The sequence below is a fragment of the Rhizobium sp. 01N48 genome, assembly GCF_056399145.1.
Window position 1 is genome coordinate 334,057 of sequence record NZ_JBFTQT010000004.1, and the last position, 14,807, is coordinate 348,863.

12 protein-coding genes and 1 pseudogene are annotated in these 14,807 nt (G+C 55.6%); 5 read left to right on the forward strand and 8 right to left on the reverse strand.

All coding sequences use genetic code 11. The annotated features are described in order from the left end of the window. Positions 1-10: 10 nt before the first annotated feature. The 3 genes from AC1DOG_RS10815 to AC1DOG_RS10825 are packed head-to-tail and all read right to left on the reverse strand — an operon-like array spanning position 11 to position 3,409. The gene (locus AC1DOG_RS10815; protein WP_477927939.1) at positions 11-502 is read right to left on the reverse strand and encodes a Mov34/MPN/PAD-1 family protein; all 492 of its coding nucleotides are present in this window, start codon (positions 500-502) and stop codon (positions 11-13) included. Then, the gene (locus AC1DOG_RS10820; protein ID WP_477927941.1) at positions 483-2,201 is read right to left on the reverse strand and encodes a ThiF family adenylyltransferase; all 1,719 of its coding nucleotides are present in this window, start codon (positions 2,199-2,201) and stop codon (positions 483-485) included. Before AC1DOG_RS10820 ends, AC1DOG_RS10815 begins: the two co-directional genes overlap by 20 nt. Further along, a complete protein-coding gene (locus tag AC1DOG_RS10825; RefSeq protein ID WP_477927943.1) occupies positions 2,198-3,409 on the reverse strand; it encodes a nucleotidyltransferase domain-containing protein in 1,212 nt (403 codons plus the stop codon). The genes AC1DOG_RS10820 and AC1DOG_RS10825 overlap by 4 nt, the downstream gene beginning before the upstream one ends. 1,759 nt (positions 3,410-5,168) lie before the next feature. Between AC1DOG_RS10825 and AC1DOG_RS10830 the strand changes: the two genes are divergently transcribed. From AC1DOG_RS10830 to AC1DOG_RS10850, 5 genes are all read left to right on the forward strand, one after another. After that, positions 5,169-6,533, forward strand: coding sequence for a hypothetical protein (locus tag AC1DOG_RS10830; protein WP_477927945.1), 1,365 nt, complete (start codon positions 5,169-5,171; stop codon positions 6,531-6,533). A 1-nt stretch (position 6,534) separates the two neighbouring features. Further along, positions 6,535-8,379 (forward strand): hypothetical protein, encoded by a 1,845-nt coding sequence (locus AC1DOG_RS10835; RefSeq protein WP_477927947.1) that lies wholly within the window; start codon positions 6,535-6,537, stop codon positions 8,377-8,379. Positions 8,380-8,383: 4 nt separating this feature from the next. Beyond that, complete coding sequence (locus tag AC1DOG_RS10840; protein WP_477927949.1) at positions 8,384-10,438, forward strand: hypothetical protein; 2,055 nt, start codon at positions 8,384-8,386, stop codon at positions 10,436-10,438. Beyond that, entirely contained in the window at positions 10,428-10,883 is a 456-nt protein-coding gene (locus AC1DOG_RS10845; RefSeq protein ID WP_477927951.1) for a hypothetical protein, read from the forward strand. Before AC1DOG_RS10840 ends, AC1DOG_RS10845 begins: the two co-directional genes overlap by 11 nt. Before the next feature lie 305 nt (positions 10,884-11,188). Continuing rightward, positions 11,189-11,401 carry a hypothetical protein gene (locus tag AC1DOG_RS10850; RefSeq protein ID WP_477927953.1) on the forward strand — a complete coding sequence of 71 codons (213 nt, stop codon included), beginning with the start codon at positions 11,189-11,191 and terminating at the stop codon, positions 11,399-11,401. A 33-nt stretch (positions 11,402-11,434) separates the two neighbouring features. On the opposite strand, the gene AC1DOG_RS10855 is transcribed toward AC1DOG_RS10850, so the two are convergent. The 5 genes and pseudogenes from AC1DOG_RS10855 to AC1DOG_RS10875 form a co-directional block, all read right to left on the reverse strand. Continuing rightward, the gene (locus tag AC1DOG_RS10855) at positions 11,435-11,584 is read right to left on the reverse strand and encodes a hypothetical protein (RefSeq protein WP_018898672.1); all 150 of its coding nucleotides are present in this window, start codon (positions 11,582-11,584) and stop codon (positions 11,435-11,437) included. Positions 11,585-11,650: 66 nt separating this feature from the next. Continuing rightward, positions 11,651-11,944: a helix-turn-helix domain-containing protein gene (locus tag AC1DOG_RS10860; protein ID WP_111561170.1), complete on the reverse strand. Its 294-nt coding sequence runs from the start codon at positions 11,942-11,944 to the stop codon at positions 11,651-11,653. Positions 11,945-11,982: 38 nt separating this feature from the next. Further along, positions 11,983-13,227: an O-antigen ligase family protein gene (locus tag AC1DOG_RS10865; RefSeq protein WP_477927955.1), complete on the reverse strand. Its 1,245-nt coding sequence runs from the start codon at positions 13,225-13,227 to the stop codon at positions 11,983-11,985. Beyond that, complete coding sequence (locus AC1DOG_RS10870; RefSeq protein WP_477928165.1) at positions 13,224-14,534, reverse strand: undecaprenyl-phosphate glucose phosphotransferase; 1,311 nt, start codon at positions 14,532-14,534, stop codon at positions 13,224-13,226. The genes AC1DOG_RS10865 and AC1DOG_RS10870 overlap by 4 nt, the downstream gene beginning before the upstream one ends. Positions 14,535-14,551: 17 nt before the next feature. Beyond that, a pseudogene (locus tag AC1DOG_RS10875) lies at positions 14,552-14,780 on the reverse strand (undecaprenyl-phosphate glucose phosphotransferase); the annotation flags it as partial. Positions 14,781-14,807 lie beyond the last annotated feature (27 nt).

Sequence of the window (14,807 nt, forward strand, 5' to 3'; positions counted from 1 at the left end):
CGACGCCATTTCAAATGAATTTTCTGCGGATTCGCGGCGCCGGGTCGTTGATCATTTCGACAGGCTGTGGCGCGCGCCCACGCATGAAAAGGTGCGCTCCCACTTGCAGCATGACGAGCATCCGCAGCCTAACAATCATCAAGACGGAAAAGTCGATGTTGCCGACGTCTTCGACCATTGCTTGCATGGTCGCGTTGTCGGTCACGCTCGGGGTTACCGGAAAGCTTGGATGGGAATGCCATTCTCCGAGGTAGTTAAAACGGCTGAAGTCATTGCCATGCTTCTCAAAGAAAGCTTCCAAGGCTTGAGTGTGGAGCTCTGGGCGACGCTCAAAGTACGCGTTTTCTCCACCCCTTGGATCAACAGTGACATCTACAACCCGAAATCGACCCTCGTCGTCCAATTGCTCAGCCAACAAAAAGCCTCCGGTTTCCCGTCGGCCTGATTGGGACAGTTCCCGGCAGATCTTACTCCGGACCGACCTAGGTAGAGCGATTTGCATCTTGGTCCTGTTCAGAGAAGAGAAGGGACACGAGTTCTTTCAGCTTTACCTCGTCGGGGCAGGATCCCGCGCCCCAGCCATCGGTGCCGGTATAGGTGATGGGGTGAGTATCGAACGGAGCAGTGAATATCCAGCCTTCGCTGAGGCCGATGACGTATGCAGGAGCCGGAAACTGGCTACCACCACCGCGAAGGGTGTCGATAGCTAGACGGGCCAAGTGGCCAGCAATGACGGAGACATCCGCGTCGTCGGCGATCATCGGAGGTTGGCCTGTCTGCAGGATGCCGTAATTCACTTGCTGGGAAGGCATCTTCCACTCAATTTCCTGATCGTCGCACCATTTGAGAATCTGGCGACGTGCCACATCGGGTGACGGATCGTGCTCAGGTCGCGATCGGGCGACGATCCCACCGATCCCACCACCGAAAACTTCGGCCCATACCATTGACCGACCCCTGAATCTCGCGGCAGCAGCGGCAAGGCCGAAAACCGTCGCATCCGCGGTAGCGTCGATAATCAGGTCGCAGTTGGAGATCGTTTCGAGTGCGGTGGCGGTCCACTCCGAACTCTCCTGGCCGCCAAGGTTTACGATTTGCACGGTGACCTTCGCGTCCGGAGCAATCTCGAGTAACCGTGCCCGCAGTACCTTTGCTTTGTGTGCACCGACACCACGCCAATCCAGCTCATTCCTCACCAAGTTTCCGGGAGCGAGAATGTCGTCGTCGAACAATTCAAGCTTCCGGGCACCCGATCGCACGAGCATTGCCGCCGTTCTCGATCCGAGAGACCCACATCCGATTAGTGCGATCCGCTTGTCGGCGAGCTCCGAGTTTGCAGTTGGAAGCCGTCGTTGGCCAGCGTCTACAACAAATGTGGAGTAGCCGTAATGGCGGACGCCGCCATCAGTCTTGCTAGACACCATCGCTAACCAAGCGGTGGAGTCATCTACAAGCAGGTAGGTGGCAGGCGGCCAATCCGGAAATTCAGTGGTGAGGCCTACGGCCTTCAAAACCGACGCCAAGTCTTCTTCTTTGGCGGGTCCGGGAAACATGATTCCGCGAGGAACGCGGATTGCGGTCCCCTTGTAATTAGTGGCGGTCGATACGGGCTTACTCTGTTGCCAGATCTTGTCTTCGTCCGAGCCAAGCATGGTAAGATGTGCCACGGCAGCGTCGCCGTAGTAGTGCTCGTTGACCTCGATTGGAACCAAGTGGCCATCATTCATGGCCTGGATCAAAAGCAATGCTTCCTCTGGTATGACAAGCCTGAAGTAGGTGCCGCGAAGACGCTGGCCTTCAGATGCCGCGTGAGCCGAGGGAACCCCGTCGCCCCCTGATTCAGCGCTCTCGCCAACAAGCAAGCGGTGGGCGCTTTCGATCATCATCGAGCCAGTGCAATTCAGCTCCCAGTTGTCGGGCCGATATTCGAGGCAAAGCTCGCCTGACGTACCGTACTGATGGCCGGATAGGCGTTCGCTGTCCGCGTTGAATACCAAGGGAGGAATCGAAGGGAAAAATTCCGGGTAGCGCATTACAAGACGCCATCTGGAATTCGCCTCGACAATCTCAAAATCCAATAACAACTTCAGTCCGTCCAGGCGCCACCGCACGTTCTGGAGCCAGTCAGCCGATTGCTCAAGCCGTGCAATTTCAAGCCGCTCAGACAGGCCTCGGCCAGGGTCAGAAACCCACCAGATCATTTGACGCCGAATCCTGCCGGCTTCCCCGGAACACGCGCCTGAGCGGGGAAAGAGGGCACGGCCGCGGCCACGCTCGCGGCCGTTGCAGGACGTAGTAGCGACGAGGCCGGCTTTGGCGCCGCACGATCTCTTGCCCGTTCGGCCAGACCACGACCTATGCGAGGCGCCACGGAGTCGGTTATCACCTGACGGCTGCTCACCTGGGCGGCATAGAAGAAGTCTCGCCGAGCTGCTTCCAGCCACTCGGAGAACGCAGCTTGGCGTTCCGGATATTCGGCCCACTTGTCTGCGAAGTTCTCCAAGGGGTCAGACGGATTGGCTATGTGGTATCGGACGCCGTCGAAACCGATGAAGCGGTCCATCTTGGTCAAGATCGAAACGAGAGCTTGTCCGATTGTTTCCTCGCCTTCGTATGCGTGAGCTGCCAAGGTCGTAAGGATGACCGAGATCGGTTTGACGTCCTTGCGGCCCGCGAACATCTGATCGCGATGCCGCTTGAGGATCATGATTGCCTGTTGCAGCGGGGTGACTACCTGGTACTCAGGAATGCTTTCCACGCTCGCCTGCGTCGATTCGGCGAGCTTTTGGCGCCTGCGCGAGAAAGCGTCAGCCATGCGCGAACGGAACCAATTGGCATAACCCTTGGGGTTGGAACGGGGCCAGTCGCCCGTGCGCTGAAAAAAGAGTGGGTGCTTATTGTCTGTGATGGCAATCGCGGTCCCGACCCATTGCGCATCAAGTCCCTTCGCTTCCAGCAGCAGTCGCGTAGAAGCGCCGTTAGGTAGCGCTGGCACAATATCCATATGGAATTGTGCCCCATCCGCATATTCGAGCGTCCAACAACGACGGCCTTCTCCGAGCGGCTTCACCATTGCCTGAGCTATACGATAGGCCTCGATTTCCACCCGAAGCATTTCCTTGAGGGTCTGTTGGGTCAACTGTTCCTTCGCCAGCGCGGCAAGCTCGCAGACCGAGTCGATGTCATACTGACCGTTTTCGTCGTCCGGTTTGATGACGGTGCCCAGCCGGAACGAACCCTGGGAATACACTTGGGGATCGTATTGCTTCACCGTCGACGCGTCGCGATGCAGCCAAGTACCCAAGGACTCGTAACGAGAAACCGCCTGCTGGTATCTAGTGGGTGAAATACTAAGCTCGTCCGCCAACGCCTCGAGGTAGCCTTCGGCTTCCTTTGTAATCGTAATCATGGCGCCCTCATCCTACTAATCCAATGATATGCACGACCACTGGTGCCTGCGCCGGTCGGCGCATAACGCCTGACAACTCGACCAGCTTCGTCCCAGAACTAGGCCGAGTTCGCCGAAACAGACAAACCTGAATGGATGGTGCCCCCCGGCGACTTATCGCACGTAGGTTGCATTTAGGTTCGCGCCGCCCGCAGATCAAGAGGGGCATGTTACAGGGGGTGCCTAAAAATGGAGAAACGAGATCAGCCACCTAGCAAACGAAGCCAATTCTGGACTCGAATACGCTTTTGACGTCGGACTGAGGCTCGACCACTTCCATTTGAGCTCGGAAGCCGCGTCGCGTCTCGCGAGAGCCGAAGTCGACAAGCTTGTCAGCGGATGGGACCACACGAGAGACCACGCTCCCGTATGGATCGAGCTTTCGGAAGAGCCCGTCAACTGAACGAGGAGACGGATATGAAGACCAAGGACTGGAGAGACGACTTAGCGCTGAGGCTCGAGACTTTGTCGATTCCTTCTTAGTTAAAGGCGCGAAACACGAGGGCGTCTAAGAGGCGATCAAAGCAGAGTTCGAGAACTTGGGGGCGACCTACAAACTTGATCCCGACCCGGCGGACGAAGATGCGGAGACGGTCGATGAACGCGCGAACGACTGGGCCGGTCGCCCGCACAACTAGAAAACATCTGACAAAATTGCGACATTCTGTCGCACTACCTTTAGTTAAATAGTTAGCTAGCTAATTTGTTTGCACCTGTATCTTCTCGATCCAGTCCTTCTTCGTTCTCCATCAAGTCCTTCGCCGAGCCACCGGGACGTTTTCGGTAGTGCGAGATAGGTACCGCTCTGCGATGGGAGCGTTGAAAATCCAGATCTTCCCATTGAGCCGGCACCAGTAGATGCTTCCCCAACGTGACTGGAGAGCAAGCGATGATCGTCATCAGGGGAGAATGCCGGCGAGGTCCTAGGGCGGAGCAGCCGGCGACATCAAAAATGCCTAGAGGGATTTGCCTCCCTTGTAACTCCGAGGCTGACGATGAACAGACCGTGCGGAAACGTCGGCTCCTGCTGCGGACAACTCTGGAGCGTGGTGCCGCGATAGATGTGTCCTTTTTATCCCATGACGAGAAGATGAAATTGATCCTGGAGATCATGGTCGCTCGCACAGCAACTAGGTAACCGGAGCGGGACGGTAGTGACATCAGAAGGAAACAGTTCGATGTATCGCGTAGACGAAGGCGTCTGGCACGATCACATGGGCAACTTAGCTTGCCACTCCGTGTTTCAAGTTGAGCTACCTTTTAGCCACTGTTCACCCCTCAAGCAGACGGTTGAGAACCATACCCATCGTTTCGCGATCATATCAGAGGGGCTCCCGAGGATCCCGCCGTGGTCGCCGCGGAGCTACTGCTCGCGAAGGGGCACCTGAAACCCGTGACCGTCATTATCGTGCAGGCTCGTATCATTTCCTTCGCTGTTCCCTTGGGCAGCTTCTACCTGAATAAGCGGATGAAGTGGGGAAAATGGAAGCAAGGCGTCCACTTTGCATGTCGTACCGCAGGATACCGCCATCGCATCTCATGCGTGGCGCTTGATCGACAGGGCAGGCTTCAAATCGGGCGGAATTGTACAGTGTGGTCCAAGTCTTGGGCTACGCAAATCGCTGACATTGACAGGCGCTGGAATCTCCACAGTCCCTGGTGATTTCGTAACACGCGCCGGCGAAATCATCCGCTACTAAACACGGGAGTTTGGAACACAATGGTCGACAACGGTCTGCTTGATCAACCAATACTGCGAATCCGGGCAACGGCCGTGCCGCCGCACGCCGGCCAAATTAGCAGCGATCACGAGTCGTCGAAAATCCCCGTCGGCTTTGTGATGCTGTTTGATGCCACAACAAATATGCCGCTTACCCTGTTCCACCAATTTCTTATCGAGACAGCGGTAGCGGGACGATCGAAATTCGAAGATTGGAAAAACACGGAAGAGGCTTACGCTGACGACGGAGCGAACTACGCTGCTTTTTTGTACTTTCGAGGAAAGACGCTGGAAACCGGTACATTTGCAGATCTTAAAGGCTACTCCGAGACGCTCGGGGCCGCTATTTCTAGCAACACCGGGCGAGAATTTGCCGATAGTTCCAAAAGCCGCCGCGTTGGTACGATGGTCGCATTTTACGAATGGGGATTCAATCGTGGCTCTATCGCTAGGGTCATTCCCGTTCGGCATGAGGCGAGGCTGCCTGCAGGGGTGCGGCCACATTGGACACAGTCCAGATCTCAGGATCCAATCAGAAGGCTGACACCTAGCGGTTCGGGACTTGCGGAAAAGGTCAAACTCATACCCATCAACTTGCTTCAAAGCGTACTGAATAACCTAGGGCCAAGGGTGGATAAGCGTGAGCCTTACGGGCCTGCATCCAGAGATAGAGTTGTCGCCGAAACCGGATACGGCACAGGGGCGAGGATTGGCTCCATCGCCGACGTTGAAGTCATCGATGTCCTTAATGCGGAGAGGCTGATCGACCCCACGGACCCAAATCAATTGCATACTATCCACGTCCGAACGAAGGGCCGGGCGCCAGAACTCATTTTAGTACAACAATCGATCTTGAGGAAGTGGCTGCTCTATATCCGTGGTGAGCGTGCAGAGATATGCCGCAAAGTCGCAGAGAAATTTGGGAAGGAACGCCATGTATCACCAAAACTGTTCTTAAACCACATCACTTCAAACGACAGGGATCTCGGCCGAACAGCGTCAAAGGATACACTCTCGCGTGCATTCACCTCAGCAATCATCCGTGCTGGCGGGATATTGCAGGAACGGCGTGCTCGTATCGACATCAACGGTGGGCCAGTCACCGATGATCGAGGTAACCCGGTTTGGGAGCCTTATGATGCTGCGGCGAACAGCTTTCACCATTTGAGACACACGTATGTCGTCATGACATACCATGCGATGAAGCTGGCTGGTCACAAAAACCCGTGGAAGACGATCAGCGAGGCCATCGGTCATAAGCATATTGCGACAACAATCGATACGTACGCCAAGCACGTCGCCATTGATGAAGGCGAACTAGGTGACGCCGTTGCAGCTTTACTCACTTCACTCGATGGTGAGTAACATGGCTTGGCGCAAGGGCAAGCGGGTCTCGGCACATCTCCGCCCGCAAAATGTTCAGCCACGGCACGGCGACGCAGGCGGACTGGGTATTAGCTCTGATGACGTCGTGACGACGATTACATTTCGAGATTGGTCAGCGGAAAATTTAAAGCAGGTCGTTCGATTGAAACTGTTCCAGGAAACTCCGGCATTAGTGCTGCCTTGCGCAGCTTTCCTTCAAGAACGTGGACAAGGGGCGAGACCAACTACACGTGAGGGATTCCTCAAGAAGCTAAAATATCTCTCGACATTCATTTCCGCCTACGGCGCCTCGTACGGAATACGCATCGTAGAATATGCTCATTTTTCGTCGCGCTTCATGGACGAATTCAAAAAATGGCTGAGCGGGCAAGGCAATGTACGTCCAAAGGTCAACGATAAAGGAGGTCTCGCGAAGATTACCGTGGGCAACGTGTATAAACTGGTTCGCGATCTTATTCGTTGGATATCTGACGATAATCAGTACTCCGAGCTCGCCCCAACCGGGATCTCGTTTGATCTTAACCCGTCAGATAAAGGCTATAAGGATATTAAGTCGCGGCCTGCGTTACCCGAAGTTGACCTGAAGGTAATCAGAAGAGCTTGCTTTGATGAGCTCGCAATCACAATGGCGAAATTGAAACGCGGCCGATTGATACTTGAGGATGAAACCATCGTCATTCCAAGTTTATCTTCCCCGCCAAAAGCCTTCGAACCTTTTGACGTTTGCTTGAAGGCCTACCACTCCGTTCAGCAGCTTAAACTCTCGCCGAGGGATTTTAAATCGAAATGCCCTGGTTTAAAGCGCGCTTTGAGGCCTCCATACAACCTGCTAGGCGACGTCCTCGAACACATCCATTTTACGGCACGATCAATCGTTCCAGTAATGGTTCTCTTAGCCATGCACTTCGGCTTTGAACCAGATACCTTTGTGGCCTTGGACTGGTCACGTGAAAAGGACTCTCAGCTATATGGCGCCGCGCGAGGTGTCGTCACGGGGGTGAAATACAGAGGCGGACGGCGGGAGAAGTCAAAATCATACGCGCGTACAGATAAGAAAGATTTTTCCCCCGCGGGCCTTTTTAACGTCCTGAGGAGAATTTCTACCGAAACTGCAAAGCTAGTTGAGTCCGACTGCAAGAAAATTTTCTGTTTTACCCGACGTACTGGCACTTTCGGCTTCTTCAAAAACTCGGGTGAATTTAACAAATCGCTCAACCGCTTCATCAAACAGCATCGACTGCCTCACTTTACACTTTCGTCGTTCAGGAAAACCGGCGGAACTCTAGTTGGAAAATTAACTGGAGGCGACGTAGCCGCACAGAAGGAGCACCAGCAGCATGAGAGCGTAAATACGACGCTGAGGAGCTATCAAGACGAAAGCAACAAAGCTCGAAGAGCGGATAAACTTGCCGAATTGATGAACATTCGCGCACGCCGACTCAAAAACGGTGGAAAGGTCGATACTAGAGGCGGAGGACTTCCAACGCGCCGGAAGTTGGCCGCGACTATGGGGTTTAACTGTATAGACCCATATGACTCTCCTCAGCATGGCCAAACGTCTGGGCAGTTGTGTCAAGCTTATGGACGTTGCCCAGCTTGTCCATTAGCCGTGATCGATCACCTTAGCGCGCATGATTGCTGCCGTCTGCAGCAATTGCGAACACGGCTCATTGAGGCCCGTTCGACGGTTGATCCATCTCGATGGCAACGGCACTGGCTTCCTCAGCTTGTAGCACTGGACAATGACTGGCTTCCCGCGTTCACGCTAGACACTAGAGAGAAGGCAAGCGTCATGGTTCTGCCGCCTATTCCTGAGGTTGATTGAACACATGTCTAATCGATATGGCAAGCGGAAGCCGGAAGATCCTGCGTACCTTTGGTCTTTGGCACGATTATCGGTCTACCAGGTCACGCCTTATTCAATGTTTGACGACGGAGTATGGCGTTTCGATCCTTTGGTTGCCGGAAAAGGCACGATCCCCGCGAATTGGCGCCTGGGTGTTCCCGACGAGGTATGGCTGTCTCGCAGATTTCAACGGCTAATTCGCGATGCAAAGCGCTTCATAATCGCCTATATTGCAGCCGACCGTCCACGACCGTCGTCAATAGTGTCGCGAATAATTTGCCTTCGAAAACTGCTGTTATGGATGTATCAGCGCGATTATCTTTCATTTTCTCAACTAGATCCACGAGCACGAAGAGAATATTTCGATTTCACTTGCGGCCAGTATATCGATGAAAACGCCAATTACAAAGTCGTTGCAGACACGATAGACGGCCACATGTCTATCATTACGCTGCTCTTTAAGCATCGAGACATGTTCGTTAGTGTGCCGCGAGTGCAACTCAATCATGGAGATATGCAAGGCGTCCAATGGGGTGGGTTCGGGAGAAAGGCGGGAGCTAAGATCCCAACACCTATCCCGCCTGTACCAGACGAGATTTTTAATCCGCTTATGGAAGAAGCTCTTCAATGGATAGATGTCTACAGCGCCGATATAATCGAGCTTGTGCGCATGCAGGAAGCCGCCGCTGCCCAGTGCCTCTCGTGGAAATCTAACAACTACGCTGAGTTTATCAATTCGAGGCTAGAGGGGTATCAGTTCCGGCTTTGCCCGAGAACGAATAAGCCTTGGCGTCTTCCACTCCAGCAGGTGGAAGAGCGATTTGAAAACGATGAGGACGGCGCTCGAACGCGAGGTTATCGCCCCGTCAGCGTATTGCGCACTCTCGTAAGCCATCTGCTGGCTGCATGTTCTATAGTCGTTCAGGGTTTTTCCGGCATACGTGTCAGCGAACTTCTTGGTCTGACAGAGACTGGAGAGGTAGGCGATGACCTTCCATCTTGCGTTCAGGTACGTAGTAGTATGGAGGGTCTTAATGAGGTCTTCCTTATGAAAGGCCTGATATTCAAGGGGAATCGTAGCGAAGACGCGCGTGATGGATCTTGGGTCATAGGAATACGGCCGGCTGGCAGCGAGTTCCGTCCAGAGATCGTACGTGCGTTGCTAGTGTTGAGAGAATTGATTGCCGGATGGCGCCTGCTAACTACCGATGAGCAAGCGTTTCTTAATCCCCGAGTTAATCGTGGCTTTCCCCGGACGAAAGGAAGCGTTGGCGCAACGCGCGTGGAGGTTATAAGCGAGCTTCAGCAAAGATTTCTACAAGAGAAGGTAAAAGTCCCGACGAAGGTGTTCGGTTGGCATCTGACAACACATCAATTTCGGAAGAGATTTGCGCAGGACATTGTGAGGTGTGATCCTGACGCAATGCCAGCCGTCCGAGAGCACTTTAAGCACATATCGATGCATGTGTTGGAAACAGGATATCTAGGTGACGACAATGAGCTCATTAAACTCGTTGATGACTTTGCTTTACGTGATGCAGCCGCCCAACTGATCGCCATCATAGACGGTGAACCGGTCTCCGGACGTATGCCGGAGGTGTTCCGTAGACGTACCCGACATCTTGAAGCCCAAGTGCTCGGCAAACTCTCTAAGGCCGAGCGCCAGCAGAAAGTGCTCGAGTTTGCGGAAAGTGAGGGCCTGCGTGCGTGGCCAACAGTCTTCGGCACATGCCTTTTCCGCCCAGAAACCGCGTTGTGCCATTTTTCCGAGAAGGGCTTCTATGATTCTTCAGCAGATCGACCGCTCGCAAGTGGACGTTGTGCAGATATGTGCGGGGAGTGTTCCAACTTAGTAGTATCCCGTCGCCACCTGTCCTATTGGAAGAGTAAATATATACAGAATGAGAGGCTTTTGCGTCTTTATAAAAGCGAAGGAAACGTGACTTGGGGTCTACTGGCTGCGCGTCGCGCGCGGGTATCCGCAAGCTTCTTAAAAGATCACGGGATAGAACCGGAGGAAATTTTAAATGCCGCGTAACGTCGAAGATGATTTTATCGCAGCTTTCCACCGGATCTCGGCGGGCGCGCCCACTCATCCCAAGCTATGTGCTAGACTTGCTGCCGGCAAAAATGTCGCAGCTAATCAATCAACAGTCGCGCTTGAAGCGGGACATTCTAGGACGCTCATATCGCAGCGCGCCCCTGGATACGAGCGGATTTGCGAGTTGTTAAGCTCCGCGGGTGAAGCCGCCCAGCCGATTTCGCAAAACAGCCGACAGTCTAGGTCCGAAACCTCCACGGAGAGGCTTGCTAGGCTTACCGCGGAAGTGAGGCTCCTGACGATGCAACGGGACCGCTTCGCCACATCACTTTCAGAAGCCTACCTCGCCTTAAGCATCAAAGATCGAGACATTGCTAGCCTGTCCGAGCAGGTGAACAGGCGCGACAGCAATCGGATTGATTCAGACAGCTTCGATCCATAACATCTGAACACCAGGACCCCGTATAAAGTTCGAGTCCTGTCGCCCCGACCATTTAATCAGATTTTCGGCAGCCCCCAGGAGCCGAGATCACAATCAAAACTCTGATGAATAACTGGATTTGGCAGCCGCGTCGCGGCGCAGCGCGAATTATTGATTCGACATCTGTCAACAACATTTGACGTGGATATCCAGTATTAAATTGGATTAAGCCGACGCTGAGAATAAATCAGCTGGTAAACCTATGGTCGTCTCGAATATCGCGCCGATTTGTGGCATGGATATACAGGAGATGCATGAGGTTGTTCATGATTGATATCGCTGGAAGTCAATCTATTCGTGAATGGATGTCAGAGGCACTTTCGAAATTGATCGATAATGCTATCCAGTCCGGTTGGCCGGAGCATGATGTCGCCCTGTTGCTGATGGAGCTTGCAGAGGATCATTTCATGCGGGTTACGGCCGGCGTTATCATTGAGGACGCGCTGTATTCCCAGCGCGCCGCCAATATCAAAAACTGAGCGCGATCGCGTCGCGCCAGTCGCTTGCAAGTGTCATTTCTGCTCGATGGACACGCCGTTCTGGCCGATGCTCATCTCGACGCCCTTCGGCTTCGTCTGTTCGTGATAGATATAGGCACCAAGCCCGGCGACGACGACAATCAGAGCGCCGATAACAACATAAAGACCGTTCGAGTTTCTCAAGAAACATCCCCCAACATTTTGATAATGCGCGGGAATAACGCGAAACCTCGATTTTGGTTCCAGCGTTCAGTCGTCGTTTGCAGAGTTCAGGTTTTCCGGACGGATACCCTCGTCGCTGCCGCTGCGTGCCTTCAGCCGGACGCCTGGGCCACCCTCGTCATGATTGCCGCTGGCGATAAACAGCACGCCGCCGGTTTCGAGCGCCTGCTTGACCGCCAGCAGTGCCTGCGGCTCGCCTTGCGTCTCGTCGCGCTCAAGAGTTTCGAGGGTTGCGACGGGCAGGCCGGAGGCGGTTGCCAGTTGCTCTATGGAGATGCCCATCATGGCGCGGGCGGCGCGTATCTGCATGGCTGTGATCATAAGGAAAGACTAGCGCGCCGGTGGCGGTTCGCAAGGCCTCAGTGGCGGTCGCGAGCGTTTGGATTGCGCATATACCGCGCCTCGAGCGCAGCGCAGCCCCAGACGACACCGAAGAGCAGGTAGACATGGCGCCAGTGGTCGATGTCGATGACGTTGCCGATCGCCGCATGGCCGAGGACGCCGATCCAGGCGATCATCAGATAGGGCTGCCAAGGCCGGTTCTTCAGCAGGTTCTTGAAGCCGAGATAGAAGGTCCAGAAAAGCATGCCGACATAGCTGACGAAGCCAAGCCAGCCGTAGGTCGTCAGAGATTTCAGCCAGATATTATGCTCGTCTTCGGGAAAGATGGTGCCGAACACCATCGGCCCGATGCCGAGCGGTCGCTCCATCATCATCGTGAAGCCGATCCGGTGGCGATCGAAGCGCCCGAGGTGCTCGCCGTCATATTGCTGCACCAACTGGGCGCGCGTCGAGAAGAGGTCGCTGACCTTGGGAAACTGCAAGGCGATGACAAGCGACGCCACCATCATCAGGATCGCGGCCAGCGACAGAACGAGAATGCGCAGCCGGAACGCGCCGCTGCGTTCCTTGAGCAGCATCACGAAGATCAGGAGGATGATGGTGAGCAGGAACAAGCCCCAGGCCGCGCGCGAGAACGACAGGAAGACGCCGAGTGCGAGGATGAGGAGTGCCGCCGCCTTGATCGGTGCCGCGCGCAGGTTTCCCGTCAGGATGCCGTGCACGAGATAGAGGGAAGGGGGCACGAGGAACGGTCCGAACACGTTCGGGTCCTGGAAGGCACCCTTGGCGCGGTCGTAGAGCGTGAAGACCTCGGAGCCCGGAAAAGCGTGGAAGTAGCCAAGGATGCCGAGCATCGAGGTGATGACGGCGGCAAACGCCCAGGCATTGAAGATGAGCGGCAGCCGGCGATGACTGTCCTCGATGATCGCGGCGTAGAAGACGGCGGTCAAGGCGAGGAAGGTCGAGACTGCGACATACATCGGACCATCGGCGAGATCCTTCATCTGCGTCAAGGACAGCATGCCGCCGACGTTGAAGGTGATCAGCAGCGCCAGAAGCGGAACGGTATAGCGCGAGATCCTGAGGCCAAGGATGAACCACAGCCCGACGAGTCCGGCCATCCAGAGTTCATACGGGGCGGGTTCGCTGATGACGAAGCCCGACAGGAATACGCCGACGGTCACGGCCGCCGAGCCGATCAGCCGCAGTGTTGCCCGTTGTGGATGGGCGACGCGTGGGTATGTCGCCTCGATCGCGCTCAATAGGCGTTTTCCGTGTTAAACAGGCGGAACGGCGTGAGGAACAGGATCTTCAGGTCGAACCAGAGCGACCAGTTCTCGATGTAGTAGAGATCGTAGGCCGTGCGGAACTTGATCTTGTCGTCATTGTCGACTTCGCCGCGCCAGCCGTTGATTTGCGCCCAGCCTGTGACGCCGGGCTTGACGCGGTGGCGCGCGAAATAGCCCTCGACGACATCGCCGAAGGCGCGGTCGCGGGCCTGTGCAAGCACGGCATGCGGGCGCGGGCCGACGAGCGACAGATTGCCGAGAAGCACGTTGAACAGCTGCGGCAGTTCGTCGATCGACGTCTTGCGGATGAAGCGGCCGACGGGCGTGACGCGCGGGTCGCCCTTGGTGACCGCCGCCTTTCCGGTCGGGTCGCTCATGTTGGTGTACATCGAGCGGAACTTGAAGACGTTGATGACCTCGTTGTTGAAGCCATGCCGCTTCTGCATGAAGAAGACCGGTCCCTGCGACGTCGCCTTGATGGCAACGGCCGTTGCCAGCATGATCGGCCAGAGCACGAGAAGCGCAAGCACGGCGAAGAAGATATCGAAGCAGCGCTTGGCCACCGAATCCCAGTCGCGAATGGGCTTGTTGAAGATATCGAGCATCGGCACCGATCCGACATGCGAATAGGCGCGCGGACGGAAGCGGAGCCGGTTCGAATGCGCGGCGAGACGGATATCGACAGGCAGAACCCAAAGCTTCTTCAACAGTTGCAGAATGCGCGCTTCCGCGCTGAGCGGCAGTGCGATGATCAGCATGTCGATACGTGTCAGGCGCGCGAACTCGACGAGCTCGCCGATCGTCCCGAGCTTCGGATAGCCCGCGACCATTGCCGGCGACCGCTTGTCGCCGCGGTCATCGAAGATGCCGCAGATGCGGATGTCGTTGTCGGGCTGCTGTTCGAGCAGGCGGATGAAATCCTTGGCCGGCTGGCCGCCGCCGACGAGAACCGCGCGGCGCTCCATGATGCCGTTTCGCGCCCAGTTTCGGATGCCGTAGGCGAGCAGGAAGCGCGATGCGAGCAAGAAGACGCCGCCGAGGATGAACCACGAGAGATAGGACCGCAGCTGTGCCGTATCGACAGGACTGACGATCGCGACAATGGCGACCATGGCACCAAAGACTAGCGTCCATGTCAGGAGCACCTTCGGCAGCGGGCGCGTGCGGGCGCGCAGCGCCGGGATCGTGTAGCAATCAGCCGTCTGCAGGGCGAGCACCAGCGCGGCGCCGACGCATATGGATGCGACCGCGCGCATGGAGATCGTTTCCTCCGTATCCATCCACAGCAGGAAGGAGAGGAGGCCGATGCCGAATTGCGAGAGAAATTCGATCAGGCGAAACTGGCCGATCATGATCGCGGGCGTGCGTGTGCCGTCGCTGAACTGCTCGGCGATCTGACGCGCATAGTCGTTGAGCGGCTCTGAGGTGGTTTTCTCAGTGCCGCCGCCGCTGCGTCGATTGACGTCGGAAACTTGCTTGCGCAGGGTTTCCAGATCAAATTGATCGTTGTTCTCTGCCTTGTTCATGAGGCTACCGCCGCTGTTTCACCAGTC

What these genes read in the sequence shown, in the direction of transcription:
- AC1DOG_RS10835 (WP_477927947.1), top strand. Translation starts at nt 6,535, where the DNA reads ATGGCTTGGCGCAAGGGCAAGCGGGTCTCGGCACATCTCCGCCCGCAA.
- AC1DOG_RS10870 (WP_477928165.1), bottom strand. Translation starts at nt 14,534, where the DNA reads ATGGATACGGAGGAAACGATCTCCATGCGCGCGGTCGCATCCATATGC.
- AC1DOG_RS10830 (WP_477927945.1), top strand. Translation starts at nt 5,169, where the DNA reads ATGGTCGACAACGGTCTGCTTGATCAACCAATACTGCGAATCCGGGCA.
- AC1DOG_RS10840 (WP_477927949.1), top strand. Translation starts at nt 8,384, where the DNA reads ATGTCTAATCGATATGGCAAGCGGAAGCCGGAAGATCCTGCGTACCTT.
- AC1DOG_RS10860 (WP_111561170.1), bottom strand. Translation starts at nt 11,944, where the DNA reads ATGATCACAGCCATGCAGATACGCGCCGCCCGCGCCATGATGGGCATC.
- AC1DOG_RS10820 (WP_477927941.1), bottom strand. Translation starts at nt 2,201, where the DNA reads ATGATCTGGTGGGTTTCTGACCCTGGCCGAGGCCTGTCTGAGCGGCTT.
- AC1DOG_RS10845 (WP_477927951.1), top strand. Translation starts at nt 10,428, where the DNA reads ATGCCGCGTAACGTCGAAGATGATTTTATCGCAGCTTTCCACCGGATC.
- AC1DOG_RS10815 (WP_477927939.1), bottom strand. Translation starts at nt 502, where the DNA reads ATGCAAATCGCTCTACCTAGGTCGGTCCGGAGTAAGATCTGCCGGGAA.
- AC1DOG_RS10850 (WP_477927953.1), top strand. Translation starts at nt 11,189, where the DNA reads ATGATTGATATCGCTGGAAGTCAATCTATTCGTGAATGGATGTCAGAG.
- AC1DOG_RS10825 (WP_477927943.1), bottom strand. Translation starts at nt 3,409, where the DNA reads ATGATTACGATTACAAAGGAAGCCGAAGGCTACCTCGAGGCGTTGGCG.